The sequence below is a fragment of the Mesorhizobium sp. M4B.F.Ca.ET.058.02.1.1 genome, assembly GCF_003952505.1.
Taxonomy (GTDB): Bacteria; Pseudomonadota; Alphaproteobacteria; order Rhizobiales; family Rhizobiaceae; genus Mesorhizobium.
Genome location: NZ_CP034450.1, coordinates 1601838 through 1618628 on the forward strand (window position 1 = coordinate 1601838; position 16791 = coordinate 1618628).

Consider the following 16791-nt stretch of genomic DNA (forward strand, 5'->3'; position numbering starts at 1 on the left):
GTAGCCAATCATGTTGGCCGGGTTCGGCATGTCGTTTCTTGATGGCGCCGCAACCGGCGATCGCCATTTTCGCGCCAAGGTGGCAACTCTGGAGCTCGAATCCGCAAAATCACGCCAGCCTATTCCGCTATCGCGGAAGTTCCGCTTCGTTGCCGATATGCGATGGTGTTTTCGCGGCGGTACGAGCCGCCCTGGTCGACGCGGGCCCGAAAGCACCCCAACATGCGCCCCCGCGGCCCCGTCGACCACGGCCGGCTCTCTCCAGAACGACCCTGCGCCATCGGCATGGCGCGGTTCGTGAAGGTTTTGGTTGCGCTTGGTTCCCGGAATGTCCACTGGACGTTCCGCAATATTATCCAATTCGAAAATGCCAAGGGCAACAGTGACGGCATTAAGTGGTGGCAGCCCCCCGCTCCGCCGGCTGAGATATTGATAACATGCCCTCAGCCGGCGGAGCCGCCCGTTGCGAAGGAGCCCGTCGTGAAGGCTTGGGCAAACTCGGCCGTCAGTTCGCCATACTCCTCCATCGCAGGCAGCGCCGCGTAGCTGTGCACCGCGGGCGTCTTCGCCCAGGGCAGTTTCTCGCTGGTCCAGGTCTCGACGAAGGGCGTGAACCAGCCTGGATCGTCGAGCATGGTCGGGCGCAGATTGACGAACCAGTCGAGCCCCTCAGGCCGGGTGAACATCCAGCTCATGCAATGCGGGCAGAAATAGTGCCGCGAGGCGATGTGCAGCCCGCCGATCACTGGCTCGCCTTGGGTAACTTCGAAGGCCTCGTCGGGGATCGCCGCGCTCAGCGAATAGGCGCTGGCCGACATACGCTGGCAGCCGGTGCAATGGCAGGCCATGGTCAGCAGCGGCGGCGCGGTGATCTTCAGGCGAACACGACCACAGCGGCATCCACCTACGGCGGGCAGGTTGAGGCTTGGCATGGTGAGGTCTCCCCGGGTTGGCTGAGGGGCGCTTCCCTTCCGGGAGAGGGTTCAGCGTCCGCTCAGCGCCTCCGCCGTCGCCAGTTTCGCGCCGGCCTCTTCGAAAGCCACATTGTGGCGGGCAATGATTTCGGCCGCGCTCTCGGCAGGGGTGTCGAGCGTCGAGTGCGCGTCGGACACCACGGTCACGCCGAGGCCGCGCGCCATCGCGCCCTTCACGGTCGCCGCAACGCAGAAGTCGCTCTGCGCGCCGAGCAGGATGACCGCGCCCGCGCCCTGGCCGGCTACCCATTCGCCAAGCGCGGCATTGGAGAAGGCATCGCCGACCGTCTTGCCGAAGGTCGGTTCGTCGCCGGCCTGGCCGAGCCCCGGCCATACCGGCCAGCCGCTGGCGCCCGGCGCCAGCGGATCGCCTTGCGGGCCGTCATGGCGGATGAAGGCGACCTTGCGGCCGGATTCTCGCGCCCAGTCGATCACCGCGCGGGCGCGGGCGACGATGCCTTCGGCATCATGGATCGGCGGCTCGAAGCGGCCGTCGAACATGCCGGTCTGGAGATCGATGACAATGAGCGGGGCGAGGCTGGATTCTGGCATGGGCGCGAAGATAGCGTGAGGGTTCGGAGGGTCAAGGATGGATGCTTCACCCGAAGGCGGAGATTGGCGAAAGCGGCGGTGCCAACTGATCTCCCCCACAAGGGGGAAGATTGGCAGCTTCAGCCCTCATCCTATCCCGCCGGTCACCGCATGGGCCCCGGCGGTGCGCCCATCCGGCAGCCGCACCACGGCCGTGACGATCGAGCCGTAGGAGCCGCGCCAGACGCTGTGGATACCCTGATGCGTGGCGGCGGGCACGGACACGCGGCCGATGTAACGATTGCCGTCATGCCGCATCGCCACCGGCTCGCCGTTGACGTGAACCTTGACGTTTGCCCCATCGGCAGCGCCGGCATCCAGCGTGACGACGATCTCGTCGGTGTCGCCGGCAGGAATGGTCTCGGCGGTGAGGTTCACGGCGAATGGCGTCTCACCGGGCTGGGCCGAAGCGGCGTTGCCCTTCCCGCCCGCTAAAACATCATCCGCCAGCGCCGGCGTGCGCGGCGGGACGGTGCGGCGCTGCGTGGCGCGCTCGTAGTCGCCGGCCATCGAGAGCAGCGCCACATCGTCATAGGCCTTGCCGGCGAAGGTCAGCCCGACCGGCATGCCGATGTCGGCCATGGTGCCCATCGGCACGGTGACGGTCGGGATGCCGAGATGTCGCCACACCAGATTGCCATTGGCGACCCAGGTGCCGTTGCGCCAGGCCAGCAGCGCAGAGGCTTCGTTGACGTCGGCATCGGCCGGGCCGACATCGGCAGCGGCGGGCAGCACCACGGCGTCGAGGCTGTTGGCGTCCAGCCAGTCCTCGAAATCGACGCACCGCGTTTGCTCCAGCCCCTCGAGGCCGGCCTGCATTGTCGGGATGCGCTCGAACGGCGTCACACCCTGCTTCGCCCGCTCGACATATTCGGCGAGGTCGAAGCCGTCGTCGCCATAGCGGTCGGGCAGCGCGCCCGGCGGCTGCGGGAAGATTTTTGCGCCGTCGACCGAGGCGAGATCGGGAATCGCCGGATCGGCGTTGGCGCGCAAAAAATCGTCCCAGGACCAGATGCAAAGGTCCCAGATCTCGCGGGCGGGGAAATCCTCAGGCACCAGCCCGCGCTCAACCATGGCCTTCGCGCCGGGACGGTCGCGCTCATAGTTGGAGACGACGGGGAAGTCGACCTCGACCACCTCGGCGCCGAGTGCTTCGAGGTCGGCCGCGGCCTGCCGCCAGAGGTCGAGCACCGAGGCGCGCGTCTCGATCGGCTTTGCTGCTTGCGCGTCGCGGCCGACATACATTCTGGGCACGCCGAGCCGCTTGCCCTCGAGCGCACCCGCCAGTGCCAACCCGGCGTAGCTCGCCGGCCTCAGCGCCGAGGCTTTCGGGATCGGCACCCAGGGCTGCATGCGCCAGAGGTCGCCGCGCGTTTCGGCATCGTCGGCGACGATCACGTCGAGCAGTTCCAGCATGTCGGCGACGGAGCGCGTATGCGGCACCACCACGTCCATGGTCGGCACCAATGGCCAGTTGCCGCGCACCGAAATAATGCCGCGCGAGGGCGTGTAGGCGACCAGCGCGTTGTTGGAGGCCGGCGCGCGGCCGGACGACCAGGTTTCCTCGCCGAGGCCGAAAGCGGCGAAGCTGGCGGCCGTCGCTGTGCCCGAGCCATTGGAGGAACCGGAGCCGAAAGCAGCGGTCAGATAATCCGCATTGTAAGGGCTCTCGGCGCGGCCATAGACGCCGCGCTGCATGCCGCCATTGGCCATCGGCGGCATGTTGGTGAGACCGACCAGCACCGCGCCCGCCGCGCGCAGGCGCGCTATGGTGAAGGCGTCTTCATTGGCGACGAGTTGTTCGAAGGCGGGCGAGCCGGCGGCGACCGTCAGGCCCCTCACCTTGTAGCTGTCCTTGGCGGTGTAGGAGATGCCGTCGAGCGGCCCGAGTGTTTTGCCCTCACGCCGCCGTCGGTCGGAAGCCGCCGCGTCCGCGAACAGGTCGGGGTTGAGCACCGGTACGGCGTTGAGCGCGATGCCGTGGCGGTCGTAGCGCGCGATACGCCGCAAGTAAGCGCCGACCAGTTCGACGCTGGTGACGGTGCCGTCCTCCAGCGCGCGGCGCAGGTCGGCGATCGAGGCTTCGACGAGGTGGAGGTCGGGCATGGTGAATTGCGGCTCGTCATGTTCATTGCTGCATAGCAGGCATACATATGCAGGTCGCGTTCCGTCACACCAGAGGGGGTGCCTAGGCGCCGAGCTGCGAAGCGATCACTCCGGCGCGCCCGCGAACAGCACCACCCCCTCGCCGCCGGCCGCCGGCCAGTCGCGGATGGTGCGGTCGTAGCCGCCGGTGAGCAGCGTGCCGTCGGCGGCGAAGGCGACCGCGTAGATCGGGCCGGTGCCGGGGTCGAACTCGGCGATCTGGTCGCCGGTGTCCATGTTCCAGATGCGCGCCGTGCCGTCGAGCGAGACCGATGCAAGCCGCTTGCCGTCGGGGGACAGCGCGATTTCATAGACGGTGCCGGAATGGCCTTCGAAGCGGCGCACTTCCCTGAAGCTGTCGAGGTCCCAGAGCTTGATCGTGTAGTCGCCGCTGCCGGTCACCGCATGGTGCCCGTCAGCGGTGAAGACGGCGCCATAGGCGCCCTGCTCGTGCCCGTGCCAGCTGCGCAGTTGCTTGCCCGAAACAATGTCCCAGAGTTTCAGCTCGCCATCGATGCTGCCCGACAGGGCTTTCGTGCCGTCGGGCGAGACGGCGACCGCGCTCACCGACCAGTCATGGCCGGGCAGTACATGCAGCACACCACCCTTTTCGAGATTCCAGACGATGACGGCACCGGTGTCGTGGCCGCTGACGGCCAGCCTGCCGTCGGAGCTGATCGCCAGGTTCCTGGCACCGCCGTTCTGGCCCGCGGAAAAGACGTGCAGCACAGCGCCGTCGGCAAGCTTCCGCAGCACGATCTCGCCGTCGTCGCTGGCGGTCAGCGCGCTTTTGCCGTCGGGCATGAACAGCGCCGTGCGCGCCATGTCCTTGTGCTCACCCAGATTGCGGATCAGCCGCTTGCCGTCGATGTCCCAGAGCTTGATCATGCGGTCGGTGCTGGCGCTCATGATCTCGCGCCCGTCTTGCGAGACCGCCAGCCAGACAACGGCGTCGCGATGGCCCTCAGCCTGGGTCGGCAGCGGCGGCGGCGCGGGCGGCAGCGGAGCTACGGTCTCGGGCGGCGGGGCCGTCGCGGGTGGCGGTGCCAGTTGCGGTGGCGAAGGAGCCTCGGGTGGGGCGGCGGGAGGCGCCAGCGCGGTCTTCGGCGGCTCGGCCGGCGCGGCAGGCGGCGAAGCCGGCACGGCCGGACTTGCCGGCGTTGGCTCAGCCGCAGGCGGCGTCTTTACCGCCTGCTCCGGTGGCGCCGGCGCTAGAACCAGCTCCGCCGGCGGCGTTGCGAGGGCCGGCGGAGCGCTGGCGACATCCTGTCCGCCCTTCGGTTCGTTCGCCACCTCGCCGCCCCGCCAAGGCTGGTCGGCGAGCAGCGCCAGCACAGTGACCGCCGGCAGGACCTGGAAGACGCGCCTGAGATGCGGCCGGCCCAGATCCCGCACCTCCGCCGCGCGGCCGAACAGCGGCGCTCCGGCCTGATGCGCCGGCCGTCCCGGCAAAAGACCGGCAAGGAACAGCAACGCGCCGACCACCAGAGCGAGCGCCGCCACCAGGAAGCCGGTCAGCCGCATCGAGGCGGAATCGGCCAGCGGATGAGCGAGGCTCTCGGCTCCGGTGGCCAGAAACGGCCAGGCATGCATCACGCAGGCGATGGCCGCCGCCAGTAGGAGGAGCGAGAGCAGCCTGTCGATCGTTCTGTTCATAGGATGCCCCCACCCTTCTTCTCATATCGGTATCCTAGCCCAGCTTCCCGCGCTGGCTAAGTGTCGGAAATCACACGCGCGGGAATAAATCCGTGATCCCCTCGGCAAAGCAGTGCGCTTATCCGGCAGACCTTCGCGCCAGGGATGTGACTATCCGGATGCACGCAGTGTACATCAGCCGTCATGGTTGACAGGAGACGAGGGTCTGACATCATCCTTCGTGGATTAATGGAGAGTTGGATATGAAGAAGACCTACGAGAGGCTGGCCCTGCTCAAGAAGGACAGGCTTTCGGCGGTGACGGCGCGCAACGGCGGATCCACTCCCCTCCCGCGGTGATTTCAGCCCGGCTGGCGCCTTGAGCATCATGGCGTTGGCCGGATTTGACATTGTATCGGAGCCCCTGAAATGAAGAAAACCTATGAGAAGCCGGTTCTGGTGAAGAAGGACAGGCTTTCGGCGATCACCGCCAACGGCGCGGGCTCGAACAACCTGATCTGATCCCTCGCCGGCTCTCCTGGAGCGGTTCAGCGTTTCATGGAATCGCTTAACCGCTCTAGTATTGTTTTGACGCAATTCCGGACGGAAAACCGCTACGCACTTTTCCCGGAATTGCTCCTAGTATTTGTTTTGACGCAATTCCGGACGGAAAACCGCTACGCACTTTTCCTGGAATTGCTCCTAGTATTGTTTTGACGCAATTCCGGACGGAAAACCGCTACGCACTTTTCCTGGAATTGCTCCTAGAGCACCAGCACCAGGTCATCCACCACAAGCTGCCAATGGTGCTTCGTCGACAGGCGAACACGCGTGACGGCCTTCAGCATCGGCGCATAGTGGCACGGCGCCAGCGCCGACAGCGTGATCTCATCGCGCGCGACCGGCACCTCCCCCAGCCAGCTCTCGATCAGCGCGGTCTCTCCCTCCGAGGCCAGCCAGGCCGCGGTCAGCATCATCGAATGCAGCCCGAAAGGCTGGTGCCGGCCGAATTCGGCCGCATGGCCGCTGCTCGTATAGGCGATGTGATCGCCCGAGACATTGCCGTTGACGTAGCCCTCGCTGTTCTTGGTGTGGTCGCCCGCCATGGCGTTGAGATTGCGCCAGGAGAGCCCGGCATGGCCCGTCGGAAGCTTGCGCAGGCCGCGCGTGGTGACGTCGTCGAAGCCGATGACGCTCAGCGCCGCATCGGCCACGATGACGGCGGGCGTCAGCAGGCCAAGATCGGTCGGATAGGCCGACAACGCGAGCTGCCGCTCGAGGCCGCCGCCGGAGATCGCCACCGTGTCGGCCCCTGCGGCGAGAGGAAAGCGGAAGGCGGCGCCCGCGCCAGCGTCCGGCTGTCGAGGATCTGGCCCTTGCCCATCACCGACAGCGTCGCCTCCGTCGCGGCGGGCATCCTGCCGCTCAGGACGCGAACCGGCGCGAGGCCGACCGGTTTCGGCAAGTCCTCCCCGACGAGGCCAGCGACAGAGCCGGGCGCGGCCAGCAAGCGTATCGACTGGTCCTCGTTCCCGCTGCTGGCGCGCCAGCCGGGCGGCACAGAGACCGAAAAGCGGTAGGTGCCGGGCGCGCGTATCCTGGCCCGGCGTCGCCTGGACGACATCGGGAAATTGGCGAAGCCGGCGGAGTTGGTCCGCGCCGCGGCGAGGAAGCCGCCGCGCTCATCGTAGAACCGAACCATGATGCCGGCCATCGGCCGGTCGGCGAGGCCATACACCCCGTCGCCGTCGACATCCATGTAGACATAGGACGAGAAGTTGAGCTTGCCGGCGGTGGGCCGCCAGGACGCGCGCACCGCATAATCATGGGCCGGATCGGCCCGGCGCCGCATCCGCCGGCGCTGGCGCGCCTGCCAGACGAGGAAGGCCAGCAATGCCGCGGCCGCGAGGACGATTGAGGAGACTGCGACGGTCAGGCTGGGCAACGGCGAGCCTCGGCGGGAATGATTGCGACACCCTAGCTTGCGATGTGGTGACTGCACAGAGGGGCGCGAAGGATCGCGGCGGCGAGGTCAGGTCTCCACCTCCACCCACACCGGCGCGTGGTCGCTGGCGTTGTCCTCGCCGCGCACGGCCCGGTCGATGCCGGCCGCTTTCAGCTTGCGGACGAGTGTCTTCGACAAAAGGATGTGGTCGAGCCTGAGGCCCGCGTCGCGCGGCCAGCGATTGCGGCGGTAGTCCCAGAATGTGTAGAGCTTCTCCTCCTTCGGGAAGACCTTGCGCAGCGCATCGGTCCAGCCCCGCTCGACGAGTGCCGCGAAGGCGGCGCGGCTTTGCGGCTGCACCAGCGCGTTGTCGTCATAGGAGCGGGTCGGGTAGATGTCGCGCGGCTCAGGCACGATGTTGAAGTCGCCGGCAAGCGCCACCGGCAGGCCGGTGTCGAGGAGCTGCTTCGCGTGCGCCGCGAAGCGATCGTGCCAGGCGAGCTTGTACTGATATTTGGGCCCGGGCTGCGGGTTGCCGTTGGGCGCATAGAGGCAGGCGATGACAATGCCCGACACCGCCGCCTCGATGTAGCGCGCCTGGCGGTCGGCGTCGTCGCCGGGCAGTACGTCGCGCGTCAGCACGGGTTCTGCGCCCTTTGCCAGAATGGCAACGCCGTTCCAGGTCGGCTCGCCCTTCCACACCGCGCCATAGCCGGCCTTCGCCAGCCGGGTCAGCGGAAACTGCGTGTCGCGCGCCTTCAGTTCCTGCAGGCAGACGACGTCGGGTTTTGCCTCGGCGAGCCAGGCCAGCAGGTTCTCCAGGCGACTGTTGATGTTGTTGATGTTGAAGGTGGCGATTTTCATGTTTGGATGCCGAAAGCGCCCCTCGCTTCGTCATCCTCGGGCTTGACCCGAGGATCCATGCCGTGACCGTCGCCGTGGAACGTGGCGGGGCAGAATTCTGAACCGTTGCAACGCCTTAGCGTCACGGCATGGATTCTAGGGTCTGCGCGCGTCGCTTCGCTCCTTGCTCCGCCCTAGAATGACGAAGCCGACGGCTGCGCGAATTTAGCCGCTGTCGTCTCCGCCACCGTCTTCAGGTGGTCGCCCGTCGAAAACCCCGAGATCGCCTTGCGCGGCTTCAGATCGTGGTCGCCGTCCTCCAGCCAGATCATCTCGATGGCGTTGGAAAGGCCATAGGTCGCAACCTCATCCTTGGTGCCGAATTCGTCGCGCGTGCCCTGGAAGATCAGCGTCGGCGTCTTGAGGCCGAGGAGATGCTTGGTCCTGAGTTGCTCCGGCTTGCCGGGTGGATGGAAGGGATAGCCGAGGCAGACGAGCCCGGCGATCTCGCCTTTGGCAAACATCTCGTCGGCGACCATCGACGCGACCCGTCCGCCCATCGACTTGCCGCCGATGATGAGCTTTCCCGTGACACCCTTGGCGCGAAGGTCGGCGATCGCCTTGATGTATTCAGGGTTCACCGTCTCGGCGCGCGGCGGCGGCTTGCGATGGCCGTAGCGGCGCGCCGCCATGTAGTGGAACTCGAAGCGCGCCACGCGGAAGCCGACCGTGGCGAGCGCCTTGGCGGTGGCGGCCATCGAGGCGGAGTCCATCGGCGCACCGGCGCCATGGGCCAGCAGGATGGTGACGGGGGCGGTTTCGGAGCCGTCGAAGAGGAAGTGGGTCATGGGACTGTGCTCGGCGCGACGACGAAGCAGCTGATCTCCCCCCTTGTGGGGGAGATGGCCGGCAGGCCAGAGGGGGGCGCGAAGGAACGCCGACTTCGACTCTTACAAACCGAAAATCTTAGAGGTCGCCGCCGCCAGCCGTTGAGAGGCTGGCGGGACAGCGCCCCCCTCTGTCCTGCCGGACATCTCCCCACAAGGGGGAGATTGGCTGTCGCGACGGCCTTCGCCAATCATTGTCACCCCGCCGTGCGCGCCATATGCAAATCGACGAACTGTATCCCCTTCTGCGCCAACCTCGCCCATTCGGATTCAGCATCGAGTTCCAGATAGCGCACCCACAGCCGGCGGGCCTCGGCCATATTCCCCCATCGAATTCCAACCGCGCAAGGTTGAACACCGGGTCGGCATAGGTCTTGTCGAGTGCGATCGCCTTCTGCAGGTGGCGGCGGGCGGAGGCCACCTTGCCCTCGGCGCTCATCAGGCCGGCGAGGTTGAACCAGGCTTCGACGAAGCCGGGATCGAGCTTGATCGCACGCGCATAGTCGTGCGCGGCTTCCGCCACGCGGCCGGCGCCGCGCAGGCAGTTGGCGCGGTTGAAGGCGGCAATCGCATCCTTGGCGTCGATCGCGAGGCAACGCTGGTAAAGCGCTGCCGCATCGTCGTGACGCCCCTCCTGTTCCGCGCCTTCCGCCTCGGCGAACAGTTCCTCCAGCGTGTCGTCTCCAGCCATTCCCGAATTTGGTGAACCCAGATCGAACAGCAACTGACCGTCGAGCTCGCTCGCACCATCGTCGAGATAGATCGCGTCGGGGCGGCCGTGCTGCGAGCCGAGATTGAGCGACTTCGCAGTGAGCGAGGCGACCGGGCCGGAGCGATGCACGGAGCGCGCGATCGCGCCCCAGCTGGCGCCGCTGGCGATCAGCCCGGCATATTTTCTGGCCAGGATGAGGTCGCGGAAGGAATAAGGCTCGGCATCGTGCTCGAAGGCGTCGAACAGCGACAGCAGGTCGAGATCGTCGCCGGCAAGTCGCGACTGGTCGATCAGCGATTGCCTCGACAGCGACGACGCCTCCGGCGCCTTCATCAGGCCGAGCAGGCGCAGGAAACCGTTCTCGCTGATCAGCGCGCGGCCGGCGGCGCGCTCGGCCTTCGCGCGCCGTTCGATGTCGGCATCGCCTGTCCTGCTCATCGCGGCTTTCGCCAGCAGCGTGCGGCCGAACACGGCATGGCTGGTGCGGCGGGTGACGCCGCGCCTCAGCTCGGCATGGCGGCGCTCGACCTCGCGCGCGGCCAGCCTCAGCGGAAAGGCGGCCAGCGCGCCGACGACGCCATACACGGCGCCGGGGACGATGACTGACCCTGCCGTCACTTCTTGCTCTTGCCGACGGCCTTCAACAGGTTCGCCTTCAGCGGATTTTCGGGCGCGCCGCCGGCAGCCGCCTTCTTGGCTGGCTTGGCCGGCGCCTCGTCGGCCTTGCTCTTCGACTTGGCTGGCGGCTTGGCCGACTGCGACAGGCTCGCCTTCAGCGCATCCATCAGATTGATGACGTTGCCGCGCTCGGGCGCGGCCGCAATGATCGGCTTGTGGCCCTTCAGCTTCTCGCGGATCATCGCCATCAGCGCCACCTCGTAGCGATCCTCGTAGTTCTTCGGATCGAAGGCGGTTTCCTTCTGCTTGATCAGCGCCTCGGCGAGCTGCAGCATTTCCGGGTCCGGCTTGCCGGCCGGAATGTTGCCGAAATATTCAGCCGTGCCGCGCACTTCGTTGGGATTCCTCAAGGTGCAGACGAACATGCCGTTCTCGCGCGCGCCGATCGTCACCACGCGCTCGCGGCTGGAGAGCACGAGCCTGGCGATCGCCAACTTGCCGGATTTGCGCATCGCCTCGCGCAGCACCGCGAAAGTTTCCTCCGCCATGGCGCCGTCGGGGGCAAGGTAATAGGGTGAGTCCTGATAGATGACGTCGACCTCGCCCTCATCGACGAAGGCCTCGATGTTCATCGTGTGGTTGGATTCGATCCTGACCGCATCGAGGTCGGCGTCATCGATGATGATGTACTGCTTGTCCTCGTACTCGTAGCCCTTGACCAGGTCCGAGCGCTCGACCAGCCCGAGCTCGGGATCCACGGGCTTCATATTGATGCGGTTGTGGGTCTTCTTGTGCAGCTGGTTGAATGTGATGCGTTCGCTCGCGCTGGTGGCCGGATAGAGCCGGACCGGACAGCTGACGAGGCTGAGCTTGAGGTAACCTTTCCAACTTGCCCTGGGCGCCATGATGAACTCCTACGCGGCCATGCACTGACAGTTACTTGCAGCGCTCCCGCTCAAGGACGGTTGGCGCCGTGGAAATCCTACACCGACCCTTGATGGTACTGCCGAATTCCTGACGAAGTGTTTTCTGGGGCGGGTTTGGTGGGAGAATAGTTCAAATTGTAGCAAGCGTCGATGGAGATGGGGTTGAGACGCTGGCGGGACGCTGACGATTGGCCGGAGGCCTCGATGCTTCGTCATCCTAGGGCGGAGCAAGGAGCGAAGCGACGCGCGCAGACCCTAGGATCCATGCCGGAACGTGCGAGCGCCGCAACGGTGCAAAACAAAGAGCTCGAACCATTCCGGATTGGTCTTCTCGATCAAGTCGACCTTCCACTGACGTGGCCAGCGCTTCAACGACTTTTCGCGCTGGATGGCGCCGTCGAATTTTATCTCGTGCAGCCAGAGTTGACCGGTGTGCTCCGCGGGATCATTGCCGCCCGGCGGCTTCGGAACCTGTGTGGCAAGCTGTGGCTCGATGCGGCCAGATGGCGGCGCTTTGACAGCACCGGGCAACGCGTCGGGCTTGAAGGAGCCGGGTTTCGGCGGCAGGCGCTCGCGCTTCTTCGGCGGCGCCACCAGTTCCTCGATGCGGCGGCCGGTTTTCACGCTCTCCGGCCGTTGGCTGAGGATGTCGCGGCTGGTGTCCGAAGCGAGGTCGCGCTCCTTGAACAGGAGCCAGTTCTTCTTTGCCTCGTCCTCGCCGGGCTTCGGCTTCAGCCGCGTCAACATCCAGCCGCCATTCAGCTTCTGGCCGGCCAGCCGGAACTTGAAGGCGCCGGTTCTCAGGCTTTTCTCGACGTCGTCCATCGGCGCCCAGGTGCCGGTGTCCCAGACGATCATCGGCCCGCCGCCATATTCGCCCTCGGGGATGACGCCCTCGAAGTCGATATATTCGACCGGATGGTCCTCGGTCTCGACCGCCAGCCTTTTGTCGGCCGGGTTGAGCGAAGGCCCGCGCGGCACCGCCCAGCTCTTCAGCACGCCGCCGACCTCGAGCCGCAGATCGTAGTGGTCGGCGGTGGCGTGGTGCTTGTGGACGACGAAGCGGTTGCCCTCACTGCTCGCAAGCCCGCCCGCGGGTTCCGGCGTGCGGGAGAATTCGCGCTTGGCGCGGTAGGGTTTGAGTTTGGAGGGAGGCGGCATCGGTCAGGCGCCAAGGCGCAGAGCGGACAATGGCAAAGGCCGCGTTCCTTCGCGCCCCCCTCTGTCCTGCCGGACATCTCCCCCACTTGGGGGAGATTGGCAGTTCGAGCGCCGGTGCTCCCCTTGTAACGTCGGCGATTGGCGAAAGCGGCAACTGCATCTGATCTCCCCCCTTGAGGGGGAGATGGCCGGCAGGCCAGAGGGGGGTGCTGTCCCGCCAGCCTTGCCATGATCATCCGTGAAAACTCAATCGTCGGCGGCCGGCGTGAGCTCGAGCTCAGCCGGGGTCAGCCCTTGCCTGAGCTGGCTCAGCCGGAACTCGTCGACCCAATAGGCCTCGCCGTCGACCAGCACGCGCGCGCTGTATGTGCCGCCGGAGAAGCTCTGCGCGGTGACATAGACCTTGTGGCGCTCGAGCGCCTTCTTCACCGCGGCGCGGCGGGAATTTTCTCTGGCGGCGGAACTGGCCATGGCCTCACTCGAAACACGCTGCCGCAGGGATAGCGGCAGCCCCAAGGATGGCGGAGAGCGGCGGGGGAGTCAATTTGGGGAATGCCTCCCCTCTCCCGCCAGCGGAGCCCCTAATAATCCATACCGCCCCCGGGCGGCATCATGGGACCGGCCTCCTTCTTCGGCTTTTCCGCCACCATCGCCTCGGTGGTAACCAACAGCCCGGCGATGGAGGCGGCGTCCTGCAGGGCGGTGCGCACCACCTTGGCCGGGTCGATCACACCTTGGCCGTAGAGATCGCCATAGTCGCCAGTCTGGGCGTTCCAGCCGAAAGAGAATTGACCGTTCTCACGCAGCTTGCCGACGATGATCGAGCCTTCGGCGCCCGCGTTTTCGGCGATCTGGCGTACCGGCGTTTCCAGCGCGCGGCGCACGATCTCGATGCCGGTCCTCTGGTCGGGATTGTCGACGGCGATGCCGTCAAGCGCCCTTGCCGCTCTCAGCAACGCCACGCCGCCTCCGGGCAGGATGCCCTCCTCGACCGCCGCGCGGGTGGCGTGCAGCGCGTCGTCGACGCGATCCTTGCGCTCCCTGACCTCGACCTCGGTCGAGCCGCCGACGCGGATGACGGCGACGCCGCCGGCGAGCTTGGCCAGCCGTTCCTGCAGCTTCTCGCGATCGTAGTCGGAGGTGGTTTCGCCGATCTGCTGCCTGATCTGGGCAACGCGGCCCTCGATCTCGGGCTTGCCGCCGGCGCCGTCGACGATGGTGGTGTTCTCCTTCTCGACGGTCACTCGCCTGGCGCGGCCGAGCATCGCCAGAGTGATGTTTTCCAGCTTGATGCCGAGATCCTCGGAGATGACCTGGCCGCCGGTGAGGATGGCGATGTCCTCCAGCATCGCCTTGCGGCGGTCGCCGAAGCCCGGTGCCTTGACGGCGGCGACCTTCAGGCCGCCACGCAGCTTGTTGACGACCAGCGTTGCCAGCGCCTCGCCCTCGACATCCTCGGCGATGATCAGCAGCGGCTTCGCCGACTGCACCACCGCCTCGAGGATCGGCAGCAGCGCCTGCAAATTGGTCAGCTTCTTCTCATGGATCAGAAGATAGGGCTCCTCGAGATCGGCGCGCATCTTGTCCTGGTTGGTGATGAAATAAGGGCTGAGATAGCCGCGATCGAACTGAATGCCCTCGACCACTTCGAGCTCGGTCTCGGCGGTCTTGGCCTCCTCGACGGTGATGACGCCCTCATTGCCGACCCTCTGCATCGCCTCGGCCAGGAAGCGGCCGATCTCGGCATCGCCATTGGCCGAGATGGTGCCGACCTGGGCGATCTCGTCGTTGCGGGTCACCTTGCGGGCATTGGCCTTGAGCTCGGCGACGATCACTTCCACGGCCTTGTCGATGCCGCGTTTCAGATCCATCGGGTTCATGCCGGCGGCAACCGCCTTGTTACCTTCCTGGACGATGGACTGGGCAAGCACCGTCGCCGTGGTGGTGCCATCGCCGGCAATGTCGCTGGTCTTCGACGCCACTTCGCGCACCATCTGCGCGCCCATGTTCTCGAACTTGTCCACCAGTTCGATTTCCTTCGCCACTGTCACACCGTCCTTGGTGATGCGCGGCGCGCCGAACGACTTGTCGATGACGACGTTGCGCCCCTTGGGGCCGAGCGTCACCTTCACCGCATCGGCCAGAATATCGACGCCGCGCAGCATCTTGTCGCGGGCCTCGGCGTGGAATTTCACTTCCTTGGCAGCCATTGGAACCCTCCCTCCGCGAGCCTTCCCTTGTCAGGGCTCGCACGCTTATCGAACTAGTCGGGCACCAATGGGTTTCAAGGGCGGCAGCCGAGAATCTTTCAATCTGCCGGTACTGCAACGCCCTGTAATCACGATGTTATTCAGGATCGCGCAAGCGCAGGACGGTCGGTCCCGAGGGCGGAGAGAGCTTGTGCGGCGCAGCATCGGAACAGTTCGCCGCGTCCACCCGTTCGGAAGGGGCCAGCGGCGCTGGCGAGCGGCCTTGCCAGGTGGGCGCTTGGGCTGCAGTAGTTGGCGTGCGCCGCGCCGGCGACAGAGGACGATGGAAATGGTCCAGATCAGGGCAATGACGAAAGGCGACCTGGCTGCAGTGTCGCAGTTGCTCGGCCAATCCTGGCGGCGGACCTATTCGCCGATCATGGGCGCGGAGACCACGGCGCGGCTTTCCGACGACAAGCACGCGCCGGACAAGCTGGCGGCGGAACTTGCAGACGACGACAAGATGTCCTTCGTCGCCGAGCGGCCCGACGGGTCGATCGCCGGCTACGCCATGGCGGCGATGGATGATCGCGGCGACGTCATGCTCGACCGCCTGCATATCGAACCGGAAGAGTACGGCAGCGGGCTGGCGACCGACCTCTTGCACGCCGTGCTCGCCGCCCATGCCGGCATCGCCTCGATCGCGCTCGAAGTGATCGAGGGCAACGACCGGGCGATCGCCTTCTATCGCAAGCACGGTTTCGAGGTGGTCGAGCGGCGACCCGCCGCGCACGGGGTCGGCGGCCATGCCTCGCTGATCATGCGCAGGCCGCTGCCGAGGGCGTGAGGCCCGGCGGGCATTGCCAGCGCGGCGGTGCGGGTGGTTCCTGTAGCGGCCGTCCGGAGTCCTTCGGCCGGAACCACCCGCCCGCCTCGCGTCCCTCCCAAGACAATCGCAGACTACGATCCTTGCCGTCGGGTAGTGTCTCAGTTTGAAATTCAGAGCTTGTATTCGAATTCCCATAGCCCGACCCGCGAAAGCTCACAGGCTATCTCATTCCAGCTATTGCCCTTAGCCGAAGCGCATCGAGCGATGAGAAATTTTTCCAGTTGAAGGTGATCGAACGTCCGCATGAAAATTACGCCTTCACCAGAAAAGGCCGCTTCTGTGTGGGACCGAAGAAACCATGCCGGCGAACACACCGTGGCCGTGAAAGCATCTGAGCCTTCTTTTACCCTCTTCTCCCGCATAGAAATCAATGGTGAGCGAAAAATCAGTTGGATCAGACGGACGCCATGTAGAGAGATCGAACGCGAGCTTATCGGCGTCCACAATCCTATGACCCTTATACTCCGCTTTCATGAAACTCGCTTTCCTGCTTCTTATAGGGACCGCGCTTGCCCGGCTTCGGCGCAACGGCGTCCATCTTCTCGCAAAGGTCTTCCATCGACCAGAGCGTCTGTAGATCGCGACCATGTGGACATGGTTGTCAAACTTCTTTGAGAAGGCATTGGTAAGGCGTGAAGCGACGGTTCGCCATGCGCATCGTGAGATTGGCGCGTTCGATATGCGATGTGCCGGGTTGCCTTCAACGCGCGTCTTGACGGCACCAGTGCAGACGACGGGGCTATAGCGGCTCTCTGGCGACTTGTTGCTTTCCGGCTCGCCAGGTGCCCATCGGTCGTGAGCTGGACGCGGTTGGCAAGGCGGTCTTTCACGTCATCCATGAAGGCCAGCGATATTCGCCGTCACGGCCGCCGACCAGCCATGACACGATGAGGTTGCTATCGCTGTCCAAAGCGGTCCAGGTCCATACGTCGCCAGCGCCTTCGACCGGCTGCTTCATGGTCGAAACGTTCTTGGCTTTCGCGGCGACAAACGACCAGATTTCATCACATTGAATACGCTTGGAGGTGACGTTGCGAACTTCGCGGTCGTGCAGATCGGCGCAGAACTTGCCGACATCGACTGTTGATCGACACATCGGCAACGCGCGAGATCGACCGCATCGAACTACCCCCGTAGGCGGTTCCGCCTATGGGAGCAAACGCCGCGGGGCGCTATCGCCTAGCGATCAAATTCAAACTGAGACACTACCTGCCGTCGGCTTCCCTTGATCTCGATCAAGCACCTGCCTGTCCGGCTGGACGGCTTACCGCCCTGCC

General features: G+C 65.6%; 14 protein-coding genes and 3 pseudogenes. 3 read left to right on the forward strand and 14 right to left on the reverse strand.

Features of this window, described 5'->3' with window-relative positions; translation table 11 throughout:
* Positions 1-443 precede the first annotated feature (443 nt).
* The 4 genes from EJ073_RS08125 to EJ073_RS32715 form a co-directional block, all read right to left on the reverse strand.
* Positions 444-932 carry a GFA family protein gene (locus tag EJ073_RS08125; RefSeq protein ID WP_126055262.1) on the reverse strand — a complete coding sequence of 163 codons (489 nt, stop codon included), beginning with the start codon at positions 930-932 and terminating at the stop codon, positions 444-446.
* A gap of 51 nt (positions 933-983) precedes the next feature.
* Positions 984-1526, reverse strand: coding sequence for an isochorismatase family protein (locus tag EJ073_RS08130; RefSeq protein WP_126055263.1), 543 nt, complete (start codon positions 1524-1526; stop codon positions 984-986).
* 126 nt (positions 1527-1652) lie between these two features.
* Entirely contained in the window at positions 1653-3671 is a 2019-nt protein-coding gene (locus tag EJ073_RS08135) for an amidase (RefSeq protein ID WP_126055264.1), read from the reverse strand.
* Between the two features lie 105 nt (positions 3672-3776).
* Entirely contained in the window at positions 3777-5366 is a 1590-nt protein-coding gene (locus EJ073_RS32715; RefSeq protein ID WP_126055265.1) for a WD40 repeat domain-containing protein, read from the reverse strand.
* Between the two features lie 242 nt (positions 5367-5608).
* Here EJ073_RS32715 and EJ073_RS08145 point away from each other — a divergent pair, with 242 nt between their 5' ends.
* Positions 5609-5704 (forward strand): putative RiPP precursor, encoded by a 96-nt coding sequence (locus EJ073_RS08145; RefSeq protein WP_126055266.1) that lies wholly within the window; start codon positions 5609-5611, stop codon positions 5702-5704.
* A 69-nt stretch (positions 5705-5773) separates the two neighbouring features.
* Positions 5774-5866, forward strand: coding sequence for a putative RiPP precursor (locus EJ073_RS08150; protein ID WP_126055267.1), 93 nt, complete (start codon positions 5774-5776; stop codon positions 5864-5866).
* A 242-nt stretch (positions 5867-6108) separates the two neighbouring features.
* Here the strand turns inward: EJ073_RS08150 and EJ073_RS32015 are convergent, their stop codons facing one another.
* The 9 genes and pseudogenes from EJ073_RS32015 to groL form a co-directional block, all read right to left on the reverse strand.
* The gene (locus EJ073_RS32015; protein ID WP_245455500.1) at positions 6109-6645 is read right to left on the reverse strand and encodes a hypothetical protein; all 537 of its coding nucleotides are present in this window, start codon (positions 6643-6645) and stop codon (positions 6109-6111) included.
* Entirely contained in the window at positions 6573-7289 is a 717-nt protein-coding gene (locus EJ073_RS32020; RefSeq protein ID WP_245455501.1) for a hypothetical protein, read from the reverse strand. The genes EJ073_RS32015 and EJ073_RS32020 overlap by 73 nt, the downstream gene beginning before the upstream one ends.
* Positions 7290-7376: 87 nt before the next feature.
* Positions 7377-8153, reverse strand: a complete 777-nt coding sequence (locus EJ073_RS08160) for an exodeoxyribonuclease III (RefSeq protein WP_126055268.1) — start codon at positions 8151-8153, stop codon at positions 7377-7379.
* Positions 8154-8326: 173 nt separating this feature from the next.
* Positions 8327-8980, reverse strand: coding sequence for an alpha/beta family hydrolase (locus EJ073_RS08165; protein WP_126055269.1), 654 nt, complete (start codon positions 8978-8980; stop codon positions 8327-8329).
* 236 nt (positions 8981-9216) lie between these two features.
* Positions 9217-10349: pseudogene (locus tag EJ073_RS08170) on the reverse strand (tetratricopeptide repeat protein).
* Positions 10346-11254 carry a Ku protein gene (locus EJ073_RS08175; protein ID WP_126055270.1) on the reverse strand — a complete coding sequence of 303 codons (909 nt, stop codon included), beginning with the start codon at positions 11252-11254 and terminating at the stop codon, positions 10346-10348. Before EJ073_RS08175 ends, EJ073_RS08170 begins: the two are co-directional and overlap by 4 nt.
* Before the next feature lie 414 nt (positions 11255-11668).
* Positions 11669-12436 (reverse strand): annotated as a pseudogene (locus EJ073_RS08180) (DNA polymerase ligase N-terminal domain-containing protein); the annotation flags it as partial.
* A gap of 246 nt (positions 12437-12682) precedes the next feature.
* Positions 12683-12907, reverse strand: a complete 225-nt coding sequence (locus EJ073_RS08185; RefSeq protein WP_126055271.1) for a hypothetical protein — start codon at positions 12905-12907, stop codon at positions 12683-12685.
* Between the two features lie 110 nt (positions 12908-13017).
* A complete protein-coding gene (groL, locus tag EJ073_RS08190) occupies positions 13018-14646 on the reverse strand; it encodes a chaperonin GroEL (RefSeq protein WP_126055272.1) in 1629 nt (542 codons plus the stop codon).
* A gap of 328 nt (positions 14647-14974) precedes the next feature.
* On the opposite strand from groL, the gene EJ073_RS08195 reads away from it, so the two are divergent.
* Complete coding sequence (locus EJ073_RS08195) at positions 14975-15472, forward strand: GNAT family N-acetyltransferase (RefSeq protein WP_126055273.1); 498 nt, start codon at positions 14975-14977, stop codon at positions 15470-15472.
* 499 nt (positions 15473-15971) lie between these two features.
* Here the strand turns inward: EJ073_RS08195 and EJ073_RS08205 are convergent.
* A pseudogene (locus EJ073_RS08205) lies at positions 15972-16665 on the reverse strand (IS1 family transposase).
* Positions 16666-16791 lie beyond the last annotated feature (126 nt).